The organism is Streptococcus sanguinis, assembly GCF_050225395.1.
Taxonomy (GTDB): domain Bacteria; phylum Bacillota; class Bacilli; order Lactobacillales; family Streptococcaceae; genus Streptococcus.
Window position 1 is genome coordinate 307,847 of the sequence record NZ_CP071431.1, and the last position, 25,164, is coordinate 333,010.

Sequence of the window (25,164 nt, forward strand, 5' to 3'; positions counted from 1 at the left end):
TTTTGCTATCTTTATTTTAGTAAATAGTAGATGGGGGAAGAAATGTTTTTTAATCAAATAGAATTTAGAAAAATGAATAAAAATATTAAAGAAGCAGATGAGGATTTTATCAAGGAGAATCAATGGTTTTATTATTTCAAAAACCAAACATGTCTTTACGTTGTTGGAGTAACAGAACATACCAAAGAGGATTTGTTTGATAAGCTAAAAACTTTGGGGTTTAATGATGAAGAACGCACTGATTTTAAAGTTAAATCTATCAGTAAAAGTGAATATTTAAAGGAGGTGGGGAACAAGTATTCAGCTCAAATAGGTCAGCTTTTTCTTTATTCAGATGAAAGAGAGCTTTCAAATTCTGGTGGCTTTGCTATTACTGATTTAGAATGCGAAGGCTTAAATATTATAGGTTTGAATGACTTTCAAGAGTATGTTTTAAAACTAAAAATGTTTTTAAATAATCAAAAGGAAAGAAGGCGGAAGAAAGAAAAGGTCCTTGTTGAAAATCAGTTTTTAATTTTCAAAGGTTCTTTAGGAACTGGTAAAAAATTTGCTATCAAATATTTGATGAGGTTGTTAAATGTCAAGTGTAAGACTATTTTGAAAGATGGGTTTTCAGTTAATTTTGAGTCAGAACAGCGTTTAGTGATAATAAAGGACTATTCAACTATGCAACCTAGAAAAAAAGAGGAATTAAAAAATAATATTGTGGAAGCAACGGGGGGAAGAGTATATATTTTTTTGGCGGAGTCAGATAGTATAGCTTATGAAATATCTCAAGAATTTCTTCCTCTATTTCATGTTGTTTATGAATTAAATTTTCCTCCCTACTCATATAACGAACTTGTTAATATTATAAAATTTCGCTTAGGGGCTTATGGCTTTCATTTAGAAGAAGATCTAATAAAACTACTTTCAAATCATAATTGTCTTACAAATAGTTACGATAGCTGTTATTTTACTCAAAAAATTATTGAATATAATGTAATAGAAAGTAATTTGAGTAATGGAAAACAAAGTTTTTCTTTGCCGTCGGATCTGTTTTGTATGAAAGGTTGCAACAATCCATTAGCCACAAATTCTGATGCATTAAAGGAGCTAGACCGTTTGGTTGGCTTATCTACTGTTAAAAATCTGATTCATAGAATTTTAGCTTATTTTTCTATATCTCAAAGAAGGCATGAAATAAATTCTTCACTCGTTCGGCCGTCTATGCACTTTATGTTTTCTGGAGCATCTGGCACTGGAAAAACAATCGTTGCTAGATTGTTGACAAAAATTTTTTATGAACATGGTATTATTAAATCAAACGTTTTGATTGAAGTAGGTCGCTCAGATTTAATTGGTGAATATGTTGGCCAAACAGCTCCAAAGGTTAAAAGATTATTTGATAATGCAAAAGGCGGTATTTTGTTTATTGATGAGGCATATAGTCTAATTCCACAAGGTGAGCGTGATTTTGCTAATGAAGCTATTCCTACAATTATTCAGGAAATGGAAAATAATAGAAATGATGTCATTGTGATTTTCGCTGGTTATACAGAAATGATGGAGGAATTTTTAAACACCAATCCAGGTTTAGCTTCTAGAATTAGTAGAAAAATTCATTTTGAAAATTATAACAAGTATGAACTGTATGACATACTGATTCTAATGGCTGCTCAACAAGGTTATCTAATTGATAAGAAATGCAAAGCTATCCTCCTGACTCATTTTGAAAAATGTCTTTGCTCAGAAAGTTTTGGTAATGCTCGTTATGTCAGAAAACTATTTGAGTTAGTTTTATATATTCAGGCGGAGCGACTGATGAAAGAAGAGATAGTATCAGATCTAACTGATGCAGAGTTGAGCTATTTGTCTTACATAGATTTTGAAAAAGCAATACACGATTTAGAGAAAAAAGAAAATAACTCAAAAATAATAGGATTCAGGGCAGATATATAGAATGTTCATGTTATAATATAGGGAAAGGGGAGGTTTTATGAACGATCAAGAACGTATTTTATCCATTTTGTTACGTTTGCAATCAGGAGCTCATCTATCAAAAAATCAATTAAGTGATGAGTTTGAGGTTAGTGCAAAAACGATTCAGAGAGATTTTTCATTATTAGGTGATTTTTTAATGACTCAGCCCATGATAGCAGCAGAGTTGGCATACGATTCAAAATATCATACAAGATATTTAAAAGGAAAATTACTTTTTAATAAAAAAGATATTTTAATAATTTCTAAGATTTTATTAGAAAATAGAGCTTTAAATAAAGTAGAAAATGAGGATTTATTAAAAAGCTTGTTGGGGCTTGTTTCAAAAGAGGAACAAAAAGAAATAGAAATGATTATCAACAGCGAAAGACTGAACTATGCCCCAATTACAGACGAGCAAAATCGTATTCAAAAGATTTGGGAATGGTCAGAGATGATTCGCAAGGAGAAGGTTCTAGAAATTGTCTACAAGAGTCCATATCAAGATAAAAAAGAACATTTAATTTTTCCAGTTTCTCTGTACTATGATATTCATTATTTTTACATTGTAGCTTACAATATTAAGAATGAGCATTATATGACCTTGCGTTTGGACAGAATCCAGACTTGGAAGTCCACAAAGGAATCTAAACCCAACATCTCTTATGGCAGAAAATTCAGGGATGGAGATATTCGTAATCAGCGAGTAGACGCTTTTTTAGGAAGAAAGATCACAGTTGAATTGGAATTCTGTTATGATCCAACTATTGTTTTAGACCAATTTCCTAATGCACAGTGTTTATCTGCCGACGAAGGATGGACACGGTTTAAATTTGAAAGTCAATATACACCTGGTCTTAAACGTTGGCTACTCAGTCAAGGAGAAGCAGTGAGAATTTTGTCGCCACAGTCTTTAGTTGATGATATTCGGAAAACGATGAAAGAAATTTTAGGCTACTATCAATAAATATTTTTGATATTTGAACTTAAGTGGACATAAAATGTCCACCTAAAGATGTAGAATTTATCCATTAAGAAATAAAGGAGGCAAAAATGATTGAATGGATTGTAGTTGATAGGTTTGGCAATCAAATCGCAGGACCATTTTTTGATAAAATAGCAGCAGAAAACGTTGCAAAAGCAATTCCTAATGCTACTATTATTCCAAAGCATTAATGGACCAAAGATTCTATGCTGATAAGATTTTTAGGAGATAATGATGAATGCCAATGAAAAAGAAATAGGGTTTGAAAGTAAAAAAGTATCAGAAACATTGAAATGGGATAGGCTAACAATACCAAGTTATCAAAGACCTTATAAATGGAACAGAAAGCATATCCGTAATCTTTTTTATGATTTACGAGATGCTATGGAGAAAAAGGAATATCAAGTTGGCTCTGTTATTTTGCATGAGAATGACGGACACTTAGATATTGTAGATGGCCAGCAACGATTGGTTTCCATTTCGTTATTTCTTTATGCTTTAAATAGATATGATGAATTTAAAGGAGCAAAAAACTTACTTGAAGCTGACTTTGGAGAACTATCTTGCTATAATGCTTACGAAAATTTTAATGAATGGAAGAATTTAATCCAACTTGTAGGCGAGAAAGAAGCTGAACAGGTGTGTAGTTTTCTACTTGAAAATTGTTCTGTCTCGGTGATTACTATGCCACAGGAACGATTATCAGAGGCTTTTCAATTGTTTGATTCACAAAATAATCGTGGAAAATCTCTAGAACCTCACGATTTACTCAAAGCTTATCATCTTCGTAAGCAAGATTCAGAAGATGAAAAGATTGTTGAAAAGTGGGAACAGTTTGTGGAAGACAAAGATTTAAGCCTCAAAGAGTTATTTGATAAACATCTTTTTCGTATGAGACGTTGGTCTCGGGGAGAGACAGGACTAACAAATAAGCGTTATGGTTCTTATCTGCGTTTTACAGAGGATTTTATCGATGATTTTAAAGGCGTTGATTTAAATCAGAACTTTCCATACCTAGAATTGTATCGTCATGTTGAAGAGTTCCCTATGTCAATTACCATGCCTATCATTGATGGAAGTGAATTTTTTAAGTATATTGAATCTGCTCATGAAACTATTAAAAATCATAAAGATTTTTTAAATGAACAGTTAGGAATTTCTAATGAGTCAGAGGAGGAAGAAAAAAATTTAACTTACCCAGAAGGTATGTTGAAAATTTACAATAGCTCAAAGGGACGCTATCTCAAGTGCCAAAATATGTTCCTAAATATTTGTTCGCTTTTCGCAGAGAGATTTGGAAAAGAAGAGCTATCAAAGGAAATAGTAGAGACTTTGTTTATTTGGTCTTATTACCCCCGTGTTAAATCTCGAGCTATATATGATGCAACGGTAGGAAAATATGCTGCTGGGGGAAGTTTCAGACAAAAAGAGGTTCAAAAACTATTCCAACTTTTAGCCCATGCTGTAACTCCAAATGATTTCATGATCAAGATAGATCGAGAATTATTTGAAAATTATACAGTGGAGCATATTATAGAGGAGGAAAAAGAGAAATGGTAGAAACACATATAAGCTTATCAGTTAATCGTTTGTTAAATGAAGATAGCTATGCTATTCCTCTTTATCAGAGAAATTTTGCCTGGACTTATGATGAAATAGAGCAATTATTGAACGATGTAGCAGATGCTTTTCAAGAACAAAGAGAAAATTACTATATTGGAACATTAGTCGTTAATGAAGAGAATGGTATTTTCAAAATCATAGACGGGCAACAGCGGACAACAGCCCTTAATTTGATTGCCTTAGCTTTAAAACATGAGTTTGGTTTTGATAGATTGAAAGCTGTCAATCTTACTTTCCCAGCTCGGAAGAAGTCAAATGAGAATATTCAAAAATTATTTACCAAGCAAAAAATCTCTGAGAATGATGAAAATGAACTAACTAGAGGTTACCGACATGCTCATGACGCACTGAAAAAAGTGCTAGAGGAGCGCCAATTTGAATCTCAATCGTTCTTTAATTATCTTTTTGATAAAGTCATTATTTTTCGTAGTATTCTTCCTAATGATTTAGATTTAAATCTCTATTTCGAACGTTTCAACTCTCGAGGAGAACAACTAGAGGCCCATGAAATTCTTAAAGCACAAATGATGGCTAAGTTTGGTGAAGATCAAGAAATGTCGCAAAAATTCGCAAGAATTTGGGATGCCTGCGCAGAGTTTGATAAGCCGGTATTAAAAGCTTTTCAAATCCGAAGTAGACCAAACAATCCTGATGAAGAGGGGGAGAAAATTTTTGGGAAAGAATATGCTAATTTCAAATTACAAGAAGTATTTGATGAGATGGGAGTTGACAAGTTAGAGACAAAAAGTCTAATAGAGGTTATTTCTGGGGACAAATCTGAGAGGGGGAGAGCAGAAAGTAAAGAGTCAGATATTTCAAACTATACAACTGTAATTGATTTTCCAACGTTTTTGCTTCAAGTGTTTTTCATTATGGAAGGAAGTAATGAAACTACATTTGATGATAAAAAATTATTGAAAATTTTTGAAATTGAACAACGAGATAGAGAATGGGTCCAACAATTTGGTCAACTACTTCTGACTATGAAGCATATATTTGATACGTTTATCGTAAAAAATGTCCAATTAGAAAATGAAACCGAATGGCAAATCAAACGAGCTCAGTATGAGACATATCAACGAAATGAAAATAGAGGATGGAAATATGTTCTAATTAATTTTCAAAAAAATACTTTTGACAATTTAAACAAAAACATCATTCTCCTCCAATCCATGTTTGCTGTCACCTTCACCGCTAATCGTGATAGTCGTTGGTTATATGAGATCTTACAATTTCTCTACAAACATATTGAAGAGCTAAATGATCAAGAATTTGTTGCTCGGTTTAAGGAGTTTCTTGAAAAAATGGCAGTGAGATATGCAGAAGAGAGATTATTTACTGAGGATAGAAGTATAAAGAAATATGGGGATATTCCTGTTTATGCATTTAACTTTGTTGATTATATTTTATGGAAACATCGCTCTGGTTTGAAAGAAAAATATTCGAGTGTTGAATTTGAAGCTTTCAAATTTACATATCGCCGTTCCATAGAGCATTGGTATCCTCAGAATCCAAATAGTGATGAAAGAATTGAGAAAATGGATGATAAATTTTTGCACTCCTTTGGGAACCTTTGCATCATTACCGATAGCCAGAATTCCAAGTTTGGAAATTTAGATCCGAGTGCAAAATATAAACAGTGGGAAGGAATTTTTAGTCGTCAGAGTCTAAAATTACAAATAATGGCTGCCATAACGGAAAAGACTAAATGGAAATCAGATCAGGTTCTAGGACTGGAAAAAGAGATTTTACCTATGGTTAACGAATTTATAAGAAGTAAAAAGTAAGTTATCAGATTTATCGTAAGTAGAGAATTTACGAAGCTAATGTATATCTAATAGATTTACATTGGCTTTCTTTTTTGTTAAAATAGTCTATAGAAAGAAGGTGAGAGTATGTCAAAGACTAGTATGAGCATCCGCTTGGACAGTGAGGTCAAGGAGCAGGCTCAGCAGGTTTTCAATAGCTTGGGCATGGATATGACAACGGCTATCAATATTTTTCTTCGTCAGGCTATTCAGTACCAAGGGCTGCCCTTTGATGTTAGACTAGATGAAAATAGGAAGCTAATGGAAGTATTGGCAGATTTAGATCAAAATCGGAATATGAGTCAGTCTTTTGTGAGTGTCTCAGACTTGATGGAGGATTTACGTGCTTAAGATTCGTTATCATAAACAGTTTAAAAAAGATTTTAAGTTGGCTATGAAGCGTGGACTTAAGGCAGAATGGTTAGAAGAAGTCTTAGAGTTTTTGATTCAGGAAAAGGAACTTCCTGCCAAATATCGAGATCATCAACTGACAGCATCCAAGCACTTTAAAGGAGTGCGAGAATGCCATATCCAGCCAGATTGGCTCTTGGTTTATAAAGTGGATAAGGAAGAATTGATTTTAAACTTGCTTAGGACAGGCAGTCATAGTGATTTATTTTAATCTATTAAAAGATAATTGAGGATTCTGAAGACGCTAGTACAAGTAAGAGTTCATACCTTAGAATTATGATTTAGAAAGGACTCTCTCATGAAACTTAGAATAAATGCTGAAGATAAGCCAGCGCAAAAAGTTTTTGATTACCAGCTGGATCTTGACCCAGATACGATTTTGAAAATGACTGCCTTGATTTGCGGCACAGTGGCAGCGGTTAGCCTACTGTCCCTGTTTAAAGAGAAATAACAAAAGAAAAGGAGAAGCAGCATGGTTCTGCCAAATTTTAAAGAAAACTTAGAAAAATACGCTAAACTATTGGTTGCCAATGGTATCAATGTGCAGCCGGGTCACACGGTGGCGCTCAATATTGATGTGGAGCAGCGTGAGCTGGCTCACTTGATTGTCAAGGAAGCCTATGCTCTGGGGGCTCACGAGGTCATCGTCCAGTGGGCGGATGATTTGACTACGCGGGAGAAATTCCTCCATGCGCCGATGGAGCGCTTGGACAATGTTCCAGACTATAAGGTGGCTGAGATGAACTATCTCCTCGAAAAGAAAGCCAGCCGCTTGGGCGTTCGTTCATCTGATCCGGGGGCTTTGAATGGCGTGGATGCTGAGAAATTATCGGCTTCTGCTAAAGCTATGGGGATAGCTATGAAGCCGATGAGAATCGCAACCCAATCCAATAAAGTCAGCTGGACAGTCGCAGCAGCAGCGGGTACAGAGTGGGCTAAGAAGGTCTTTCCAAACGCAGCCAGTGATGAGGAAGCGGTAGATTTGCTTTGGGATCAGATTTTCAAAACCTGCCGTGTCTATGAGGATGATCCAGTAGCTGCGTGGCAGGCGCATGAAGAAAAACTCAGCTCAAAAGCTAAGGTTTTAAATGAAGAGCAATTCACTGCTCTGCACTACACAGCTCCGGGAACAGACCTGACATTGGGCTTGCCCAAGAACCATCACTGGGAGTCAGCTGGCAGTCTTAATGCCCAAGGCGAGTATTTCATTGCTAACATGCCAACAGAAGAGGTCTTTACAGCACCGGACTTCCGTCGGGCCGATGGTTATGTGACCAGCACCAAGCCTCTCAGCTACAATGGCAACATCATCGAAGGCATCAAGGTGACCTTCAAGGATGGCCAGATTGTGGATATTACTGCAGAAAAGGGTGACCAGGTTATGAAAGATCTTGTCTTTGAAAATGCTGGCGCGCGTGCTTTAGGTGAGTGTGCCTTGGTTCCAGATCCGAGTCCGATTTCTCAGTCAGGTATTACTTTCTTCAATACCCTCTTTGATGAAAATGCCTCTAACCACTTGGCTATCGGTGCAGCCTATGCGACTAGTGTAGTTGGTGGAGAGAATTTATCTGAGGAAGAGCTGGAAGCAGCGGGTCTCAACCGCTCGGATGTCCATGTGGACTTTATGATTGGCTCAAATCAGATGGATATTGACGGTATCCGAGAAGACGGTAGCCGTGTAGCAATCTTCCGTAATGGAGACTGGGCAATTTAAGATTTTGAGCTGCCCTAAATGGCTCATTCCATAATGACAGCTTCCACTTGCTTCTTGAGAAGCCTTGCTAGAAATATAGAAAGAAGGGGAATATATGATTGGTAGTATGTTTGTCGGTTTTATCATCGGCCTTATCGCCGGGGCTATTACCAGCCGTGGGGAGCGCATGGGCTGTATCGGAAAGATCCTCTTGGGTTGGTTTGGTTCCTTGATAGGTCAATTTCTCTTTGGCCATTGGGGGCCAATGCTTGCTGATACAGCTATTGTTCCATCAGTGCTAGGAGCAGTTATCCTCTTGGCTATTTTCTGGAGACGGGATAGTTAGAATAGAAAAAATACCTAGATAGAAACTATCTAGGTATTTTTGATAATGATCTTCAAATTGTTTACTCAATCACCAACATGCCGTCTTTGACTGCAAATGGGTCTTTTTCATTAATACGGTCGTAGAACATGATGCCGTTGATATGGTCGATTTCATGCTGAACGACAATGGCATTATAACCCTTGAGTTTGATACGATGCTTTTGACCGTCCTTGTCAAAGTAATCCACGGTGACTCGCGCATGCCGAACCACGTAGCCAGGTACTTCTCGATCGACTGACAGGCAGCCTTCACCATCAGCTAAAGCTGCATCCTGAACGGAATGGGCTACAATTTTAGGATTGTACATCAGCGTTTGCAGGCTATAAGCTTCCTTAGGCGGATTGCCCTCTTCGTCCTCAGGGTTGGGAACTAAAACAGCGATGAGCCGTTTGGAAATATCCAGCTGGGGAGCAGCTAGACCAACACCGCCGCGAAGCCCCATTTTTTCTGCCATGATTGGATCCTGGGAATGCTTGAGAAATTGCATCATCTTCTCGCCCAGAATGATTTCCTGGTCTGATAGAGGGAAGCTGACTTCCTCAGCGATAGCGCGCAGGGTCGGATTGCCCTCGCGGATAATGTCCTTCATATCAATTAAATGGGCTGGTTTGGTTAATCGTTCAATAACAGATGTTTTTTCACTCACAGACATGATTCTCTCCTTTTTCTACCCTTCATCATAACATAAAACCTGCAAGAAATAAAGGCGGGAGCGGTTTTGACTGGCTGGGGGTGCCTGCTTTTGAATGGAGCAACAGCGACCCATAATATTCCTGACAAAGAAATTGCGTCTTGGCCCAAAAAACTGTATGATAGAGGTAGTGTGAATTTTAAAGGAAAATAGAATGAAAAAATTGATGGAAAAGGTGAGTATCCTCTCGCTTTCTTTGATTCTGACTACGGCTTTTTCGATTTCCAGTGCCCAGTCGGCCATGTTTGCTTTTTATAAAGGGATTCCAGAAAGTTGGGTAGAACTTCTGGTTTCTTTGCCTTCGGCTGGGATTATGCTGATGTTGCTGTTTAATAGAGTCATTGAGAAATACCTGACAGAGCGTCAGATGATTGTGAGTGGGCTTCTGATTTTTTCACTTTGCGGGCTTCTTCCTCTACTTAGTCAGTCTTACTGGCTTATGTTTGCCTCTCGGATTGTATTTGGGATGGGAATCGGTCTGCTCAATGCCAAGGCTATCTCGATTGTTAGCGAGCGCTACAAGGGACAGGAACGCGTTCGGCTTTTAGGACTGAGGGGATCAGCAGAAGTAGTCGGGACAGCTTTCTTGACTTTTGGCGTCAGTCTACTTCTTCCTCTCGGCTGGCAGGCTGCCTTTCTCGTCTATACCTTTGGACTGGTGGTTTTAGCGCTTTATCTGCTTTTTGTCCCTTATGACAAGGTCTCTGAAAAGCAGCAAGAGCAGTCTGAATTGACTCCTAAGCTAAGCCAGCAGGATTGGCAACTGAGTTTGGTTTTTGCCTTTGTAGCGGGGGTTATTGTACTGACTTATATTGCCATCAATGTGCGGGTGCCGGGGATTGTAGAGAAGTCTGGCATGGGGACAGCCCAAACTGCAGGCGTGATTCTTTCCTTGATGCAGTTGATTGGGATTGCAGCGGGTATCAGCTTTGCTAGTTTGACCCGTCTTTTTAGAGATAAATTGCTGATGCTTTCTGGTCTGGTTTTTGGACTGACACAGATTGTTATTGGCTTCTCACCAAATCTCTTGTCACTCAGCATGGCTACTATTAGCGCCGGTTTTGTCTATAGTGTCGGTCTGACGACCATTTTTTACACCCTGTCCGAGCGCATTTCCTCCCACCTCCTCAATCAAGCCACTTCTATCGTGATTTTAGGCTGCAGTATCGGAGCAACGGCCACTACATTTGTCCTCAGCTTCATTGGGAGATTCTCTAACGCTCCATCCTTTATCTTCAGCGTTTTGGGTCTGACTATGATCCTGACCTCTCTCTTTGTTCTACGATTTAGCAAAGAAAAGAGCGGACTAGCTCCAAGAATCTAGGAGGTTATACCATGCGTCTGGATAAATTTTTAGCAGAAAATGGTCTGGGCTCACGCGCCCAGGTTAAGCAGCTCCTAAAGAAAGGGCTGGTTTTGGTCAATGGCAGAGCAGAGAAATCACCTAAGACCCAGATTGATGAGGCAGCAGATGACATTGTTGTTTCTGGCCAAAGGCTGATCTATGAAAAATTCGTCTACTACCTTCTCAACAAGCCGCAGGGAGTTATTTCGGCTACAGAAGATGACCATCATAAGACAGTTCTGGACTTGCTGGACGAGACTGCCCGTCAGAAAGAAGTTTTTCCTGTCGGCCGTTTGGATATTGATACCCACGGCCTGCTCCTTCTGACCAATAATGGCAAGTTAGCCCATGCCATGCTGTCACCCAAAAAGCACGTAGAGAAAATCTACCGAGCTCAAGTGGCAGGTCTAATGAACCAAGCAGATGTAGAGCGATTTGCTGCAGGAATAGAACTGAAAGACTTCACCTGTCAGCCAGCTCATCTCAAGATTTTAGAGCTGGACGAAGAAAAAGAGGCTTCTCTCGTAGAAATTACCCTAGCTGAAGGCAAGTTCCACCAGGTAAAGCGCATGGTGGCTGCCTGCGGAAAAGAAGTCACGGATCTTCAGCGCCTCACGATGGGACCCCTACAGTTGGATCCTGCACTGGCACTTGGAGAATGGCGGAGGCTGACTGCTGATGAATTAGAACGTTTAACAATTTTTAAAGCCGAGCTTTAAAACCCAGCACCTGATGAATAGGTGCTGGGTTTTAATTTACGACGTTTTTGGGATGTATTCAAAAATTACTATATATCTTAGGCACAATTCTTTTGATAATTTCCTGATGATAATTGGACTGAATTTTGATTGAAAACGCTAACTATTTTGTTTATACTAATAATATAGGAGGGCTAGAAGTGTTATCAAATGAGCTCATTGAAAAATTTCAGCTTTTATCCAAATATTCAGATTCTTCTCTTGAGGAAATGGAAAAACTTCTAAAAATTAATCGTAAATATCTTATTCTGCAAATTGAAAAAATTAACGATGTTTTAGAATCTTTTCATTTTCCAGTTATTGAGGTGAAAGGAGGACGAATTAGAACTCCGGCAGTATCCTTGAATAGCATTTTTGAAAAGATATCTCATCATACAGGTGACTATCTTTTTCATGAAGAGCGCTTAGAAATGATTGTGCTTTATATTCTGTTGGCTCAGCACTTTGTATCCAATCAGCATTTACAGAATCTATTGCAGATGAGCAGAAATTCAGTCCTGTCGGATATAAAAAGGCTTAAGCAATATTTACTTTCTTATCAGGTAGAGCTGTCTTATAATCGTAAACAGGGATATTTTTTAGCAGGAAAAACAAAAAAGCTCATTTATCTATTAGAGAAGACATTGAGTGAGCTTTTGTCAATAGCGAGTGGTCGCTGGGTACTTCGATATTTGCTTGAAGATTGCGGTCTAGAGCTTAATGATGGGGAAGTTGTAAACAGACTCGTTTTACTCGGAAAAAAGTATAACATTCATTTTTTGTCCGAAAAAACGAAAGAAGTAAGCTGTCTTATCGCTATTTTAAAGGCGGGGAGTTTAAAAATATGTCCTAACGATGATATTGCCTTAGGAGATATATATACAAATTCTTTGTTTGATCTATGTGAAGAACTATTACAAACTTACCCAGAGTTGGCAGACAAAAAGAATTTTATCTTTTCTCGCCTATTAGGTTGTACAGAAGGAAATCTTCAAGTTTTTTCTGACCAAAGGGTATTTGAGTTGATGGAAGATATAATAGAACAGGTCAAAGCTCATACAGGAGCAGATTTTTCTCAATCTCCTCAATTTCGTCAAAATTTATACTCGCATCTTTATCCAGCGTATTATCGCCTGTTATTTGATATTCCTTTAATAAATCCATTGAAAGAACAGATTAAAGCAGATTTTGGCTCACTCTATTATTTGGTAAAACGAAGTCTTATTCCTTTAGAAGAATACGTAGGTAAACTATTAAGTGATGATGAGGTAGCTTACTTCACGATTCATTTTGGTGGATACATAGAGGGAGAGTATAAGAAAGATAGTATACAAACTTTAAGGGCTTTGAGCATCTGTCCAAATGGAGTGAGTTCTTCCCTGATCCTTCAGGCGGAATTAAAGCATCTTTTTCCAAATATGATGTTTAAGCCTGTTCACCAGCTTGATGAAGCTAAAAAGATAGACATTGAAGAATATGACCTTGCTTTTTCAACAGTTCCGTTTGAATCAGAAAGACCAGTCTATTTACTGCAGCCTGTTATGAAGGCTGTTGAAAAGACCATGTTAAAACGCAGAGTCATCAGTCAATTTTCTTGGATTGAAACTCAAGGAATTTCCTTAGACGGGTTGATAGAAATTATAGAGCGACATACAACGATTCATCACTATCCTGAGCTAATGAGAGAACTATCGAATTACTTGATAGGCTGGCAACAAGGTCAGACGAGAGGAGGATATGGTTTGACAGAATTATTAAAAAAAGAATTTATTCAACAGACTAATCAGGTCAAGGATTGGAAAGAAGCTATTTCTTTGGCAGCCGCACCTTTGCTGAGGGGAAATTATATTGAGCAGTCTTATATTGAAGGAATGATTGCTTCTGTGGAGAAGTTAGGAGCCTATATTGTACTAGCACCGAAAGTCGCTGTTCCTCACGCTGCTCCTGATTTGGGGGTAAACAAGGTAGGAATGAGTTTGCTGCAGGTGGCAGAGCCAGTTGATTTTGATGTAAAAGGAGATGAGGAAAAACAAGTTCAGTTGATTTTTGTACTTGCCGCCATTGATTCAACTGCGCATTTGAAAGCTTTACAAGAGCTTGCTATGATTTTAGATGACGATGAGTCCATAGAACAGTTAATTGCAGCAGAAAATTCAGATGAAATAATGGAAATCATTACCGAAACAATAAAGAATGGAGAAAAAGATGATTAAAATTGTCACAGTTTGTGGAAATGGTATTGGTAGCAGCTTACTTCTTCGAATGAAAGTAGAAGCCATTGCCAAAGATTTAGGAATAGAAGTAGAAGCAGAATCTTGTGATTCTAATGCAGCGGTCGGAAAGGGAGCGGACCTATATGTGACAGTGAAAGAATTTCAAGATATCTTTCCTGAAGGAACAAAGGTTTGTATCGTTAAGAGCTATACTAATCGCAAAAAAATCGAAGCAGATCTTGTTCCTGTATTAGAAGAAATGAGAAATCAATAAGAAGAAAGAATGGAGGTTCAGCCATGAATGGTATACTCACGCTGTTTCAAAATATCTTAAGTGAACCAGCCTTTTTAATGGGACTGATAGCTTTTGTTGGTTTAGTAGCTCTTCGAACTCCAAGTCATAAAGTTTTGACTGGAACACTAGGGCCGATTCTAGGGTATTTAATGTTAGCCGCTGGAGCAGGAGTTATTCAAAATAATTTATCTCCTTTAGCTAGTTTGATTGAAAAAGGGTTTGGTATTACAGGTGTTGTTCCCAATAATGAAGCTGTAACATCAGTTGCTCAGAAAATACTGGGTGTTGAGACGATGACAATTCTCATTGTTGGCTTATTGCTAAATTTATTATTTGCTCGTTTTACTCGCTTTAAATACATCTTTTTAACAGGGCATCATAGTTTCTTTATGGCTTGTTTATTGTCAGCCGTTTTAGGAGCAATTGGCTTTAAAGGAGCTGCCATGATTGCAGTAGGAGGATTTATATTAGGTGCTTGGTCAGCTATTTCTCCAGCTATTGGACAGAAATATACTCTTCAGGTAACGGACGGAGACGAGATTGCAATGGGACATTTTGGCAGTCTGGGTTACTATCTCTCAGCCTGGATTGGATCTAAGGTAGGAAAAGGCAGCACCAGTACAGAGGAGTTGAAAATTTCAGAAAAATGGAGTTTTCTTCGCAATACTACAATATCAACAGGTATTGTCATGGTTGTCTTTTATCTAATAGCAACAATTGCTTGTCTGATTCGTAGTCCTAAAACAGTTGAAGAGTTAGCAGCTGGTAAGAATCCTTTTATATTTGCTATCGTCAGTGGTCTAACTTTTGCGGTTGGTGTCGCTATTGTATATGCAGGTGTGCGGATGATACTTGCTGATTTGATTCCTGCTTTTCAAGGTATCGCCACTAAGCTTATTCCGAATGCTGTACCAGCTGTGGACTGTGCTGTATTCTTCCCTTATGCGCCTACAGCAGTTATTATTGGTTTTGCCTTTAGCTTTTTAGGTGGACTGATTGGTATGTTCATTCTGGGAGCAATAGGTGGTGTGCTGATTATTCCCGGTATGGTTCCTCACTTTTTCTGTGGTGCAACAGCGGGAATCTACGGCAATGCAACTGGAGGACGCAAGGGAGCTGTTTTAGGTTCTTTTGTAAACGGCTTATTCTTAGCCTTTTTACCTGCAGCAGTTTTGCCAGTATTAGGTGAACTAGGTTTTGCAAATACGACCTTTGGTGATTTTGACTTTGGTGTATTTGGTATTTTGTTAGGTCGCATAGGAGATTCTGTTGGTCAAGTTGGTATTTATGTGATAGTAGCAGTTCTAGCAGTTATATTGCTTTTACCAAATTTCCTCAGCAAATCAGATACAGCACTGAATAATGTTTGCGACGAAGAAGAATAAGAGGGCGAATGATGGCACGAAAATTATCTATTAAAGTTTATTCAGATGGCGCAGTTTTGGAAACTATGCTAAAGGATCTAAATTCTGGTTTGGTATCGGGATTTACCACTAATCCTAGCTTAATGAAGAAAGCAGGTATCACCAGCTATATAGGATTTGCTAAAGAAGTATTAAAGGATATTAAGGAATTTCCCGTTTCTTTTGAGGTGTTTGCTGATGACATTGAAACAATGGAAAAAGAAGCAGAAAAAATAGCCTCACTGGGAGAGAATGTTTATGTAAAAATACCTGTGACAAATTCTAAAGGGGAATCAACTGTTGATTTAATGAAACGTCTAGCTGCAAAAGGTGTTAAAATCAATGCTACGGCTATTTTCACTCTTGAACAAGTCCGCGAGGTAGTTGGAGCATTGAAGGCAGGGACTCCAGGGATAGTGTCAGTTTTTGCTGGACGTATCGCAGATACGGGTGTAGATCCTGTGCCGATTATGAAAGAAGCACTGTCTATTTGTCGTCAAAAAGACGGAGTAGAGTTGTTGTGGGCTAGTCCGCGCGAAACCTATAATATTTATCAAGCGGATGAGTTAGGGGTTGATATTATTACCTGTACCTCAGATTTGATTCAAAAATTATCGTTAAATGGTAAAGATTTGACAGAATATTCCCTAGAAACAGTTCAGATGTTTTTGAAAGATAGTACTAGTCTTGGTTTTAAAATCTTAGATGACTGATTAAATATTTTAAAATCCTAATCTTAAACCCCAGTTCTTAATGAAGTAGTGCTGGGGTTTTAATTTGTTTCCTTGACCGAGGCAGAAATACTTTCTTTAGAAATCTTTGGGGTTGAATTGTAAATAACTTAGTACTTCACAGTTATTTTTTTGCATCTCATATGGTTGTAATCTACCAGATGCTAGCCCAAGTCATAAATTTTTTCACTAGTGAATGTTTTTCTAGTTAGTATATATGGTATAATAAATTTCAAGATAGTAAATAGTTAGTTTGCTAGCAATGAGAATTCACTGTTAGAATCATTATAGAGGAGGATGTTATGAATCAGAATGAGTGGGTTGCGCAGTTTGAAGCTACTTATCATCGAAAACCAACAGCTCAAGAGTTTCAAGCGGCAAAGACAAGTGGGCAGTTTGTAACTCAAGAAATTCCTAAAGCAACAACGATGCTTCAAGCTAAGAACAAGCGCCGTAACCTTATAGTGGGGATTTCAATCGCTGTTACAGTCTTAGGAATTTTGGTGTTTGTCCTATTTGGCATGGGACCGAAAATTTCAGATCTTGATGGCGTCTGGATTAATCCAGCTGACTCTATTTCTTTTGTTTATGAACTGAATGATAAGAAAAAACTACTTAATGGTAAAAAAGATATTGAAAAATTAGCTGAGGGAGACAAAGCTAAGGCTGATTTTGAAAAATTTATTAAGGCAGAAAACGATCCAAAAATTAAGACCTTAGCTGATTTTGATAAGCATTTCAAACTCAATACCAAGGCTATCTTTTCTGCTTATATTGACGAAAACAAGATTTACCACCTTCTGCAAAATGATGGAAGTATGATTATTTATGATAGTCGTTCAGGTATCAATAGTTCAAATGACTCACAGTATATCAAGCGTCTTCGATTTTATAAAGTTCAGTATCCTAAGGCATTTGTTGGTGAGTGGAAAATTCGTTATAAAAATAGTGAAGATCCAAAGAACGTAAGTATCTCTGATGTTGGAATTGTAAATATAAAATCCGATAGTGATGAAGAATATAATTCTAGTGATTCGAGTAGATTGGGGCTCTATCCCTTTGTAGAATATACGAAATTGATTGCTGATAATCCTGAAGAGAAACTGAGTGAAAAAGAAGTCGGGGAAAAGATTGCCATGATTAAAGAATCAGTCGGAGAGGAAGGCTATCAAGTCAAAAGTAATAAGGATATCTACATTGAAATCAATTCTAATAATTATTTCGTAGTAGTTCAAAATGGTAAGGAAATACTTATTCTTGATACTGGCGGTACAATCAGAGCAAGTTTAGAAAGATAGATGAACTAAAGTTTTTTAACCAGTCCTAGGAGGCTGGTTTTTTATGACTATCCTGAGCAGATTATCTTTTTATTTGCTTGCTGGGGAATAACTGCTTATGCTTGGCTATCTCGAAAAAATTACAATTTAGATGGGAAGAAGATGGAGTAGAATCATTTGACAAAGGTAGACCTTCTTGGTAGAATAAGTATGTCGTAAAGACAAATAACTTCTTCTTGGTTGCAGGCCATGCCAAACCTGTCACTCGGATGAAGCGTAAAGAAAAGGAGTATATCATGGCAATCTCAAAAGAGAAAAAAAATGAAATCATTGCACAATACGCACGTCACGAAGGTGACACTGGTTCAGTAGAGGTACAAGTTGCTGTCCTTACTTGGGAAATCAACCACCTCAACGACCACATCAAACAACATAAAAAAGACCACGCTACTTACCGTGGCTTGATGAAGAAAATCGGTCGCCGTCGTAACCTCTTGGCTTACCTTCGTAAGAACGACGTTAACCGTTACCGTGAGTTGATCAACTCTCTTGGACTTCGTCGCTAATCTTGCGTCTAAAACGTTTCTATACTTCGTTGACTTCGCCTCGTCGCCTAGTTTATAAACGTTTTATCCAGTAAGAATCATGATGCTAAGGGCGTCAAAAATCCGTATGAAAATAGGAAAACGACACCGTGTTCGATGAACACAAGGAGTTTCATCTTTTTCATTAGGAATTTTAGCCCGAGCTCAAATTAGTTCTCTGATTTCAGAGGGCTTTTTTGTTTTATTATCTCGCTTAAGCCATGTTCAATTGAATACACAAAGTTGAAACTACTCCACTAAAGAGTAGTTTTTCTTTTTCACTAGGATTTTAGCCTGAGCTCAAGTTAGCTCTCTGGTTTTGGAGGCATTTTTATTCATCGCTCCTCTTATTATATTTCAAGATATTCAAATATCGTTTCCTAGTCTAATTCTTCTAATTTTTCCAAATAAAAAGTCCTCCTATTTCTTTAGAAGAACTTTTTCTATCAGAGGCTTTACTCTTTCAAGAATTTTTGGATGGCAGGAGTGGCAGTGATAGCAAATCTTTCGTCAATACGATGCTCCCCGCCTTCTACAGTGACCAGCTCTGCATTTGGAATAGTCTGACTCGCTTGAACAGCATACTGGTAGGGAACGACTGCATCATCAGTGCCGTGGATAATGAGGGTCGGAGCTGTGATTTTGGTCTGTTCTGCTTGGATATCAATGTCTAAGGCATCGATTAGATAAATCTTGCCCAGAGTAGTATTGTGGTGTGTCAGGCTATCAGGAAGTTGGTCGAAGTCAGGGCTCCCTAGCTCATGATAAGTCGCTTTGGCATCGTCGAAAAGAACGAAAGCTGGAAAGATAAGCAGGAGTTTGTGTACGCGGTCTGGATAAGCAGCAGCATAGAGACTGGCAACGACACCGCCTTGGCTGGCACCGAATAAGCTCATCTTGGTCTTATTTACAAAGGCCTCGGAACTCAGCTTTTCCATGACTTGGGTCAAGTCTGCGAGTTCGGTCTTGACTGACATATTCAGCATATCTTGTCCACCGCTTTTCGATTGGCGACTGCCACCGTAGAAATCAAAGCTGTAAACCAGATAACCTTGCTTTGCCAACAGCTGGCTATACATTTCATATTGCTCAAGGGTGTTATTCAATCCATGTGCGATAACAATAGTCGGCAATTTTTTACTCTTGTAGTCACGAGGAGCAGTAATCTTTCCGTAGAGCTGCTTGTCGTCGTATGAAACACTGTATTCTTCAGACACGATGTCTTCTGTCGGAGTCGGTTGATTGTCGATTTTCTCGCTAGATGCTGTCTGTGTAGTTCCTAGCTTAGGAGGAGTAGAGTTCAGTTTGGTCTGGGAATGCCAGAAGAGCAGAGCCAGTCCAGCCAAGCTCAAGGTTGCTAAGAAAGCCCAAATATACTTCATAGTTCTCTCCTTTCAGTATTTGTAGTATTATAGCGGAAATGAATGTATTTTACAAGAAGAGAGCTTTCTTGTTTTTTGATTTTTCTACCTTTCATACAAGAAAATCCAATTCACTTATCTAAGCGAGATTCTGATAATCTTGAATTTTTTAGAAAATCTTGCTAGACTGTAGCTACTAAGATAAAAACACAGTTCTGGTTGGTAGTCCAGACGCAAAAAATCCATTTTTTGTCAGTAACCTTCCTCCTTGGTTGTCCATTCTTAGGGATTTTTTAAAGGAGGTGCTGTCATGGATAAGATTTCAATGACGCTGACAGTTTATTTTGAAGAGGGATTTTGGCACGGTCTTTTCGAGCAGGAACATGCTCAATCTTATAGAGTTTGCCGAGTCACCTTTGGTGCAGAGCCTAGCACGCAGGAATTGTTGGATTTTCTAAACCGTTATTATCATCGGCTGCAGTTTAGTCCTAGCATCAGAGTGAAGGAGAAGACTAAGTCGGTCAGTCCTAAACGCCTGCAGAGACAGGCTAAAAAGGAGCAGATGGCTTCACGTTCTTCAAAGTCTCAGGAAGCGCTGAGTCTGCAATTAGAAGAGCAAAAGAAAATTGCTCGAGTCAAGCGCAAGCAGCAGAAAGAACTGGATAAGCAAAGGAAATTCGAACTCAAACAGCAAAAACGATTGGAAAAGCACAAGGGGCATTGAGCCTAGTTTTTCTTATTTATATGGGAAAGTCTTCCGATGGGAGGCTTTTTTGTTTGTCAGGAAATTGGTGAGTTGCTTGAAAAGTGAAGTGATTTCTCCAAGTCGTTTTATTTGACAGATGTAACAAAAGAGATTACAATATAATCATAAAATAAAAATTACAAGAGTAGTTTTGAAAAGGAGAAGTTATGATTGAAATCACATATTTGGATGCTGTCAAGCAGGAGCGCAAGATGACCTTTGAGTCTTATCAAGAGTTTGAGCAGTCCCAGCAGGCCTGCTTGATTGGAGTGGCAGATTATTACCCAGTTAAAAAATTGACTTATAAAGGTCATGATTTGAACTACCAGGGCACTTATGGAGATGTCTTCTTTTTCCTGATGAAGCAGGATTTGACAAAGTTTGACTAAGAATAAAGGAGAAAAATAATGGTAAAAGCAATCACAGATGCGACATTTGAGCAAGAAACAAAAGATGGATTAGTTTTAGTTGATTTTTGGGCGACATGGTGCGGACCTTGTCGAATGCAAGGGCCAATCCTTGACAAGCTCTCAGAGGAACTTTCCGAAGATGAGCTCAAGATTGTCAAGATGGATGTGGACGAAAATCCAGCTACAGCACGAGACTTTGGCATCATGTCAATCCCGACCTTACTCTTTAAAAAAGACGGTCAAGTCGTCAAGAAGGTAGCGGGTGTTCATACTGCCCAGCAGATTAAAGCCATTGTGGCGGAGTTGGGATAAAGTAAGATTACGGGTATATAGGCCTGTTTTAAAATGAGACTGTTCTTGTTTGGAGCGGTCTTTTTTATTTCGATTATAACAATAATGAGTCAATTTAAAATTTTTGTTTGAAAATGCATATTTTAAGGTATAATAAGTAGAGGTAAATTTTTTTCCAATGGGTCGCGCTAGAGATCTAGGTTATTTAAAACACGATGGGAATGTGGTGATGATTATTATTGAGTTTTTAAAATATATTTTATTTATCTTTATGATTTTTACACCATTTGTTGCTCCAGCGGTTTTCTGTTTTTTTGTAGGCTGGATGATTCCTAGAGAGCAGATAACGCAAAAAAGAATCATACTAGTATTAGCTTTCTTGATCCCTGTTTTGCTTTTAATTTCGTATTTTGCCCCTCAGATATTAGGCCTAGTGTTTTGGAGTCTAATCTGGTTTTTCATCGGGCTGTTGCGAATGAAGAATTATACTAAATCACAGTACTGGACAAGATGGCTTATATTTATCGCTTGTTTTAGTGCCTATATTTTACTTTATCTCCGCTTTTTTGGGTCGCTTTATTTTTATTAAACTATTTAAAAATCAGCTTGAAGCAAATCTTCAAGCTGATTTTGTTTATTCCTTACTCCCCCAACTCTTCGCTGTAGGCAATAATCTGATCAACTGTGTCTGACAAGAACTGAATGGTGTCGCGAAGTGGTTTGTCTGTCGAAATATCTGCTCCGATAATCATAGCTGACTCAAGCGGAGTCTTGCTGCCGCCAGATTTGAGCAGCTCAAGCCAGTCACGGGCACCATTTTCGTCATTTTTCAGATGTAGGTAGCCAGCGGTAGAGATGACCAAGCCTGCGGAGTAAGTATAGCTGTAGAGTCCCATGTAGTAGTGGGCTTGGCGCATCCAAGTTAAGGCAGCATCGTCGTCGATTTCAACGGCATCTCCCCAGAAGTCCGTCAAGACTTCTTTCATGATAGCGTTGAGTTTGCTTGCGCCGAAGGTTCCGCCTTCTTCAATCAAAGTATAGACCTTGCGTTGGAAAGCAGCTTCCAGCAAGTGAGTAATGAAGTTATGGAAGTAAGTATCCGTCAGACGGTGAGCCAGGGCAAAGCGTTTCTGGCGAGGGTTATCAAACTGGCGTTCCAGATAATCACTGAGCAGGAGCTCATTAAAGGTAGATGGCGCTTCCACATAGTAGGTGGACATGTGGGCGTTGAAATAGCTTTGGTGATTGTCAGAGAAGATAAACTGACCGGAGTGGCCAATCTCGTGAATCAGAGTATAGACATCACTCATACGGCCAGTCCAGCTCATGAGGACATAAGGGTGAACCCGATAAGGATCCGCAGCATAGCCTCCAGAGTCCTTTCCGGCATTGGCCGCAAAGTCAACCCAGCGTTCTTCCTTGTAGCGGGCAACTTCTTGACAATACTCTTGTCCGAGCGGCTCGACTGACTTCATGACGAGGTCATAGGCGTCATCAATGCTGACTTCGGGATTGAGCTCGCTGTCCAAGTCCAGCTTCCAGTCGGCAAAAGTCATTTTTTCAAGTCCGTTTACCTTAGCGACATGCTTGAGGTATTTCTGAGCTACTGGGGCAAATTCGCTCATAATCAAGTCAATCTGCCGGTCAAACATAGAGCGATCAACTTCCTGCTCTGCCAGCAAGTAGTCAAAGACAGACTCATAGCCCTTCATGTCAGCCAGTAATTTTTCAGACTTGACCTGAGCCAGATAGGCAGCTGCAGCGGCATTTTGGTGCTGACGAAGGCCTTCAGAGAAAGAGCGGAAAGCTTTTTCGCGGATTTCTGCATTTTCATGGTTTTGGTAGAAATTCTCATAGGTGACAAAGCTGTTTTTGTATACTTTGCCGTCCACTTCAAAGTCAGCCATAGCAAAGTCGCCAGCCCGCATCTTAGTGTAAATATCCTGTGGACTGTAGAAGACTTCGCCCAGATTAGTCAGAGCTTTTTCGACATCTGCTCCCAGATAGTGGGATTTTTTGATTTTAGCCTGGCGAATGGCTGAGGTCAAATGGGGTTCTTGGCCTAGTTTCTCCAAGACAGCCTCGTCTGCACCGACCAGGGCGTCGTCAAAGAAGCTGAGTGCGACATTGGCCTCGGTCTCAAACTCCATAGCTGCTTGGGCAATCTGCGCAAAGCTCTCGTCGCCAAAGTCAGTGGTCTGTGGCATAAAACCGTAGTTGCCAATGTGGCTAATTTGGATATAAATCTGCTCTAGCTCAGCAAATGCCCGCTCAAAATCTTCGAAAGTGCTGAGCTTGCCTTGGTAATCACGGACGAATTTCTGGATGTCCTCTCTGGCCTTCTCAATAGCTCGCAGGAAGTCCTCCTGGTCTTGGTAAAGGGCCGTTAGGTCCCAGAGTTCATTTTCCGGAAATTCAGAACGATGTTTTTGTTCCATAGTCTACTCCTTTTGTCGTATATAGAAATAGTATAGCAAAAAATCCCCCAAAATGTCTTTGGGGGAGAAGGATAAGTCAGTAATTTTTAGCTGTTTATCAGATCGAGGATAAAAGTCAATGTTTCTTTGCTGCAATCCTTTTAAAAAGCAGTAGATAAGACAAGAATACGAAGATAACCAGGCTTAATAGCAGGGTGAAGACGTTTTGAGTTCCTTTTGTCATATTGGGAGCTTGATTAGCGATGACGGCCGTTACTGCGGTACCTATTGCGCCCGCAAAGGTCTGGGCCAGCTGAAAGAGCGCAGTCGTATCTGCAGTCTTTCCTTTATCAACTTGAGTCGTCGCTAGGGCTAGTGTGTTATTAAAGGCCATATTTCGTCCCAAGGTAAAGCAAATATAAATCGCAATAACAGCTGTTAAGGTGAGTTCTTTTGTAAAGATAAGGAGTAAGAGTACAGCAAGGAAAAGAAGAGAATTTCCTGTAAAAAGGGTTGGTTTAGGACCATTTCTATCATAGAGTTTACCAAAGACAGGAGAGAGGAAGGCTCCGAGCATGGTTCCTGGAAGAAGTGCGAAGCCTGCCTGAGCAGTTGAAATGTTTTTTTCTATGACTAGGAAGTTGGGAATCAGAAAATTAGCCGATAGGTTGATAAACTGAAAAATGAAGAAAGGTAAAATAGCCAATAAGACCGTTGGTTGCTTTAAAATCCGAATATCTAGGAATGGATGATCGATTTTCAAGCTCCGATAGATAAAGCAAGCTAGTGGCAGTAGACAGAGAACAAGATAGAGCCAATCAATATGTCCTTCTTCTAAGCTGGAGATAGCTACAATGGCAAAGACGAGTGAGCTTGCTAAGAGGAGAAATGAGAGGAGATCAAAGGCGCGTTTCCTAGACTTTTCGGAATTTCTTAAAAAGAAAAAGCCAAGAATAAAGGAAATGATTGGGACAGGAAGAATAAAGGTATAAATCATATGCCAGTCAAAACGACTAATCATAAAACCACCGTAAGTCGGCCCAATTGCTGGTGCTAGGCTGACCACCATCCCAGATAAGCCCATGTAGGTTCCGATTTTTTGCTTAGGAACACGCTCAACAATTAAGTTAAAGAGCAAAGGAATGGCTAATCCAGTAGCTCCTCCTTGCAGGATTCTCCCTATCATCAAGATGGGAAAGCTTGAAGACAACATGGCAATCAGTGTGCCCAAGCAAAAGTTGGCCAAAGCAGTAAAGAGGATGGTTCTCTCTTTCCAATTGTGGGCTAAGGTCGCTCCTAAAGTAATTGTAATGGCTACCGCTAGCAAATACCCTGTTGTAATCCATTGCAGCGTTCCCAATCCTAAGCCAAAGACCTTACTTAGATGCGGAAAGGTTACATTCATACTGGTTTCAGATAAGATGCCTGCAAAGCTGACTAAGGCTGTCGCAAGGAGTGAGAAAAAATCTTTCTTTTCAACTGTTTGATGATCTGGCACGATTGTCTCCTTTACATGTTTGAAATGAGTCACTGTATTTATTATAAAGCAAGAAATCCTCTTTGAAAAGTGAATAGTGGCTATACCGCCATCTTATTTGACGAATCGAAAGGGAAAAAACGAACTCCGATAGTCAACTATAATCAGCTATAGAAAAGAAAAATAGATTTTCAGTACTTTTTAAGAAAAAAGCCATTTCCAGCCTTTTTCTTTTGTCTGAAATTGTGGTAAAATAAGGTCTATACGTGCTTGATACAAAGATGAGGATATAATAAGCTACTAAGACCATGAAATTAAAG

At 38.9% G+C, this 25,164-nt stretch carries 26 protein-coding genes; 22 read left to right on the forward strand and 4 right to left on the reverse strand.

The window, feature by feature from the left end; genetic code table 11:
• Positions 1-42 precede the first annotated feature (42 nt).
• From J1C81_RS01600 to J1C81_RS01645, 10 genes are all read left to right on the forward strand, one after another.
• Positions 43-1,941, forward strand: coding sequence for an AAA family ATPase (locus tag J1C81_RS01600; protein ID WP_235787749.1), 1,899 nt, complete (start codon positions 43-45; stop codon positions 1,939-1,941).
• A 37-nt stretch (positions 1,942-1,978) separates the two neighbouring features.
• A complete protein-coding gene (locus J1C81_RS01605; RefSeq protein WP_002893826.1) occupies positions 1,979-2,926 on the forward strand; it encodes a helix-turn-helix transcriptional regulator in 948 nt (315 codons plus the stop codon).
• A gap of 86 nt (positions 2,927-3,012) precedes the next feature.
• The gene (locus tag J1C81_RS01610) at positions 3,013-3,135 is read left to right on the forward strand and encodes a hypothetical protein (RefSeq protein ID WP_002893824.1); all 123 of its coding nucleotides are present in this window, start codon (positions 3,013-3,015) and stop codon (positions 3,133-3,135) included.
• Positions 3,136-3,175: 40 nt separating this feature from the next.
• Positions 3,176-4,504, forward strand: a complete 1,329-nt coding sequence (locus tag J1C81_RS01615; protein ID WP_002916510.1) for a DUF262 domain-containing protein — start codon at positions 3,176-3,178, stop codon at positions 4,502-4,504.
• Positions 4,498-6,354 (forward strand): DUF262 domain-containing protein, encoded by a 1,857-nt coding sequence (locus J1C81_RS01620; RefSeq protein ID WP_002916509.1) that lies wholly within the window; start codon positions 4,498-4,500, stop codon positions 6,352-6,354. Before J1C81_RS01615 ends, J1C81_RS01620 begins: the two co-directional genes overlap by 7 nt.
• Before the next feature lie 108 nt (positions 6,355-6,462).
• Entirely contained in the window at positions 6,463-6,726 is a 264-nt protein-coding gene (locus J1C81_RS01625) for a type II toxin-antitoxin system RelB/DinJ family antitoxin (RefSeq protein WP_002908676.1), read from the forward strand.
• On the forward strand, positions 6,719-6,997 hold the full coding sequence (locus J1C81_RS01630) for a type II toxin-antitoxin system YafQ family toxin (RefSeq protein ID WP_002916507.1): 279 nt from the start codon (positions 6,719-6,721) through the stop codon (positions 6,995-6,997). The genes J1C81_RS01625 and J1C81_RS01630 overlap by 8 nt, the downstream gene beginning before the upstream one ends.
• Positions 6,998-7,084: 87 nt before the next feature.
• Positions 7,085-7,237, forward strand: coding sequence for a hypothetical protein (locus tag J1C81_RS01635; protein ID WP_002893811.1), 153 nt, complete (start codon positions 7,085-7,087; stop codon positions 7,235-7,237).
• Between the two features lie 21 nt (positions 7,238-7,258).
• Positions 7,259-8,500 (forward strand): aminopeptidase, encoded by a 1,242-nt coding sequence (locus J1C81_RS01640; RefSeq protein WP_002916506.1) that lies wholly within the window; start codon positions 7,259-7,261, stop codon positions 8,498-8,500.
• Between the two features lie 94 nt (positions 8,501-8,594).
• Entirely contained in the window at positions 8,595-8,825 is a 231-nt protein-coding gene (locus J1C81_RS01645) for a GlsB/YeaQ/YmgE family stress response membrane protein (RefSeq protein WP_002893807.1), read from the forward strand.
• A gap of 61 nt (positions 8,826-8,886) precedes the next feature.
• Here the strand turns inward: J1C81_RS01645 and def are convergent, their stop codons facing one another.
• The gene (gene def / locus J1C81_RS01650; RefSeq protein WP_002899043.1) at positions 8,887-9,519 is read right to left on the reverse strand and encodes a peptide deformylase; all 633 of its coding nucleotides are present in this window, start codon (positions 9,517-9,519) and stop codon (positions 8,887-8,889) included.
• 193 nt (positions 9,520-9,712) lie between these two features.
• Here def and J1C81_RS01655 point away from each other — a divergent pair, with 193 nt between their 5' ends.
• The 8 genes from J1C81_RS01655 to rpsO all read left to right on the forward strand — a co-directional run bounded on the left by J1C81_RS01655 (position 9,713) and on the right by rpsO (position 18,125).
• Entirely contained in the window at positions 9,713-10,882 is a 1,170-nt protein-coding gene (locus tag J1C81_RS01655; RefSeq protein WP_002899041.1) for an MFS transporter, read from the forward strand.
• 11 nt (positions 10,883-10,893) lie between these two features.
• A complete protein-coding gene (locus J1C81_RS01660; protein ID WP_002916503.1) occupies positions 10,894-11,622 on the forward strand; it encodes a pseudouridine synthase in 729 nt (242 codons plus the stop codon).
• 179 nt (positions 11,623-11,801) lie between these two features.
• Positions 11,802-13,853 carry a BglG family transcription antiterminator gene (locus J1C81_RS01665; RefSeq protein WP_032909918.1) on the forward strand — a complete coding sequence of 684 codons (2,052 nt, stop codon included), beginning with the start codon at positions 11,802-11,804 and terminating at the stop codon, positions 13,851-13,853.
• Positions 13,846-14,127 (forward strand): PTS sugar transporter subunit IIB, encoded by a 282-nt coding sequence (locus tag J1C81_RS01670; RefSeq protein WP_032908242.1) that lies wholly within the window; start codon positions 13,846-13,848, stop codon positions 14,125-14,127. Before J1C81_RS01665 ends, J1C81_RS01670 begins: the two co-directional genes overlap by 8 nt.
• 23 nt (positions 14,128-14,150) lie before the next feature.
• On the forward strand, positions 14,151-15,533 hold the full coding sequence (locus tag J1C81_RS01675) for a PTS ascorbate transporter subunit IIC (protein WP_002916500.1): 1,383 nt from the start codon (positions 14,151-14,153) through the stop codon (positions 15,531-15,533).
• An 8-nt stretch (positions 15,534-15,541) separates the two neighbouring features.
• A complete protein-coding gene (locus J1C81_RS01680; RefSeq protein ID WP_002899036.1) occupies positions 15,542-16,264 on the forward strand; it encodes a transaldolase in 723 nt (240 codons plus the stop codon).
• A 320-nt stretch (positions 16,265-16,584) separates the two neighbouring features.
• Positions 16,585-17,580: a hypothetical protein gene (locus J1C81_RS01685; RefSeq protein WP_002916496.1), complete on the forward strand. Its 996-nt coding sequence runs from the start codon at positions 16,585-16,587 to the stop codon at positions 17,578-17,580.
• A 275-nt stretch (positions 17,581-17,855) separates the two neighbouring features.
• Complete coding sequence (rpsO, locus tag J1C81_RS01690; RefSeq protein ID WP_004193424.1) at positions 17,856-18,125, forward strand: 30S ribosomal protein S15; 270 nt, start codon at positions 17,856-17,858, stop codon at positions 18,123-18,125.
• A 473-nt stretch (positions 18,126-18,598) separates the two neighbouring features.
• Here the strand turns inward: rpsO and J1C81_RS01695 are convergent, their stop codons facing one another.
• Complete coding sequence (locus J1C81_RS01695; RefSeq protein WP_002916494.1) at positions 18,599-19,525, reverse strand: alpha/beta hydrolase family protein; 927 nt, start codon at positions 19,523-19,525, stop codon at positions 18,599-18,601.
• 289 nt (positions 19,526-19,814) lie between these two features.
• Between J1C81_RS01695 and J1C81_RS01700 the strand changes: the two genes are divergently transcribed.
• The 4 genes from J1C81_RS01700 (at position 19,815) to J1C81_RS01715 (ending at position 21,539) form a co-directional block, all read left to right on the forward strand.
• Positions 19,815-20,228: a YjdF family protein gene (locus J1C81_RS01700; RefSeq protein WP_002916492.1), complete on the forward strand. Its 414-nt coding sequence runs from the start codon at positions 19,815-19,817 to the stop codon at positions 20,226-20,228.
• 188 nt (positions 20,229-20,416) lie between these two features.
• Positions 20,417-20,638 carry a DUF4649 family protein gene (locus J1C81_RS01705; protein WP_002899027.1) on the forward strand — a complete coding sequence of 74 codons (222 nt, stop codon included), beginning with the start codon at positions 20,417-20,419 and terminating at the stop codon, positions 20,636-20,638.
• Positions 20,639-20,656: 18 nt separating this feature from the next.
• The gene (gene trxA / locus J1C81_RS01710; RefSeq protein WP_002916491.1) at positions 20,657-20,971 is read left to right on the forward strand and encodes a thioredoxin; all 315 of its coding nucleotides are present in this window, start codon (positions 20,657-20,659) and stop codon (positions 20,969-20,971) included.
• Between the two features lie 157 nt (positions 20,972-21,128).
• Positions 21,129-21,539 carry a hypothetical protein gene (locus J1C81_RS01715; RefSeq protein WP_002902270.1) on the forward strand — a complete coding sequence of 137 codons (411 nt, stop codon included), beginning with the start codon at positions 21,129-21,131 and terminating at the stop codon, positions 21,537-21,539.
• Between the two features lie 52 nt (positions 21,540-21,591).
• Here J1C81_RS01715 and pepF read toward each other — a convergent pair whose 3' ends face one another.
• Positions 21,592-23,388 (reverse strand): oligoendopeptidase F, encoded by a 1,797-nt coding sequence (gene pepF, locus J1C81_RS01720; protein WP_002916489.1) that lies wholly within the window; start codon positions 23,386-23,388, stop codon positions 21,592-21,594.
• A gap of 115 nt (positions 23,389-23,503) precedes the next feature.
• Positions 23,504-24,865 (reverse strand): MFS transporter, encoded by a 1,362-nt coding sequence (locus J1C81_RS01725; RefSeq protein WP_002916487.1) that lies wholly within the window; start codon positions 24,863-24,865, stop codon positions 23,504-23,506.
• Positions 24,866-25,164 lie beyond the last annotated feature (299 nt).

What these genes read in the sequence shown, in the direction of transcription:
- J1C81_RS01715 (WP_002902270.1), top strand. Translation starts at nt 21,129, where the DNA reads ATGGGTCGCGCTAGAGATCTAGGTTATTTAAAACACGATGGGAATGTG.
- J1C81_RS01605 (WP_002893826.1), top strand. Translation starts at nt 1,979, where the DNA reads ATGAACGATCAAGAACGTATTTTATCCATTTTGTTACGTTTGCAATCA.
- rpsO (WP_004193424.1), top strand. Translation starts at nt 17,856, where the DNA reads ATGGCAATCTCAAAAGAGAAAAAAAATGAAATCATTGCACAATACGCA.
- J1C81_RS01625 (WP_002908676.1), top strand. Translation starts at nt 6,463, where the DNA reads ATGTCAAAGACTAGTATGAGCATCCGCTTGGACAGTGAGGTCAAGGAG.
- J1C81_RS01635 (WP_002893811.1), top strand. Translation starts at nt 7,085, where the DNA reads ATGAAACTTAGAATAAATGCTGAAGATAAGCCAGCGCAAAAAGTTTTT.
- J1C81_RS01685 (WP_002916496.1), top strand. Translation starts at nt 16,585, where the DNA reads ATGAATCAGAATGAGTGGGTTGCGCAGTTTGAAGCTACTTATCATCGA.
- J1C81_RS01645 (WP_002893807.1), top strand. Translation starts at nt 8,595, where the DNA reads ATGATTGGTAGTATGTTTGTCGGTTTTATCATCGGCCTTATCGCCGGG.
- J1C81_RS01615 (WP_002916510.1), top strand. Translation starts at nt 3,176, where the DNA reads ATGATGAATGCCAATGAAAAAGAAATAGGGTTTGAAAGTAAAAAAGTA.
- J1C81_RS01655 (WP_002899041.1), top strand. Translation starts at nt 9,713, where the DNA reads ATGAAAAAATTGATGGAAAAGGTGAGTATCCTCTCGCTTTCTTTGATT.
- J1C81_RS01660 (WP_002916503.1), top strand. Translation starts at nt 10,894, where the DNA reads ATGCGTCTGGATAAATTTTTAGCAGAAAATGGTCTGGGCTCACGCGCC.
- J1C81_RS01695 (WP_002916494.1), bottom strand. Translation starts at nt 19,525, where the DNA reads ATGAAGTATATTTGGGCTTTCTTAGCAACCTTGAGCTTGGCTGGACTG.
- J1C81_RS01670 (WP_032908242.1), top strand. Translation starts at nt 13,846, where the DNA reads ATGATTAAAATTGTCACAGTTTGTGGAAATGGTATTGGTAGCAGCTTA.
- J1C81_RS01675 (WP_002916500.1), top strand. Translation starts at nt 14,151, where the DNA reads ATGAATGGTATACTCACGCTGTTTCAAAATATCTTAAGTGAACCAGCC.
- def (WP_002899043.1), bottom strand. Translation starts at nt 9,519, where the DNA reads ATGTCTGTGAGTGAAAAAACATCTGTTATTGAACGATTAACCAAACCA.
- J1C81_RS01640 (WP_002916506.1), top strand. Translation starts at nt 7,259, where the DNA reads ATGGTTCTGCCAAATTTTAAAGAAAACTTAGAAAAATACGCTAAACTA.
- J1C81_RS01620 (WP_002916509.1), top strand. Translation starts at nt 4,498, where the DNA reads ATGGTAGAAACACATATAAGCTTATCAGTTAATCGTTTGTTAAATGAA.
- J1C81_RS01610 (WP_002893824.1), top strand. Translation starts at nt 3,013, where the DNA reads ATGATTGAATGGATTGTAGTTGATAGGTTTGGCAATCAAATCGCAGGA.
- pepF (WP_002916489.1), bottom strand. Translation starts at nt 23,388, where the DNA reads ATGGAACAAAAACATCGTTCTGAATTTCCGGAAAATGAACTCTGGGAC.
- J1C81_RS01680 (WP_002899036.1), top strand. Translation starts at nt 15,542, where the DNA reads ATGATGGCACGAAAATTATCTATTAAAGTTTATTCAGATGGCGCAGTT.
- J1C81_RS01705 (WP_002899027.1), top strand. Translation starts at nt 20,417, where the DNA reads ATGATTGAAATCACATATTTGGATGCTGTCAAGCAGGAGCGCAAGATG.
- J1C81_RS01600 (WP_235787749.1), top strand. Translation starts at nt 43, where the DNA reads ATGTTTTTTAATCAAATAGAATTTAGAAAAATGAATAAAAATATTAAA.
- trxA (WP_002916491.1), top strand. Translation starts at nt 20,657, where the DNA reads ATGGTAAAAGCAATCACAGATGCGACATTTGAGCAAGAAACAAAAGAT.
- J1C81_RS01700 (WP_002916492.1), top strand. Translation starts at nt 19,815, where the DNA reads ATGGATAAGATTTCAATGACGCTGACAGTTTATTTTGAAGAGGGATTT.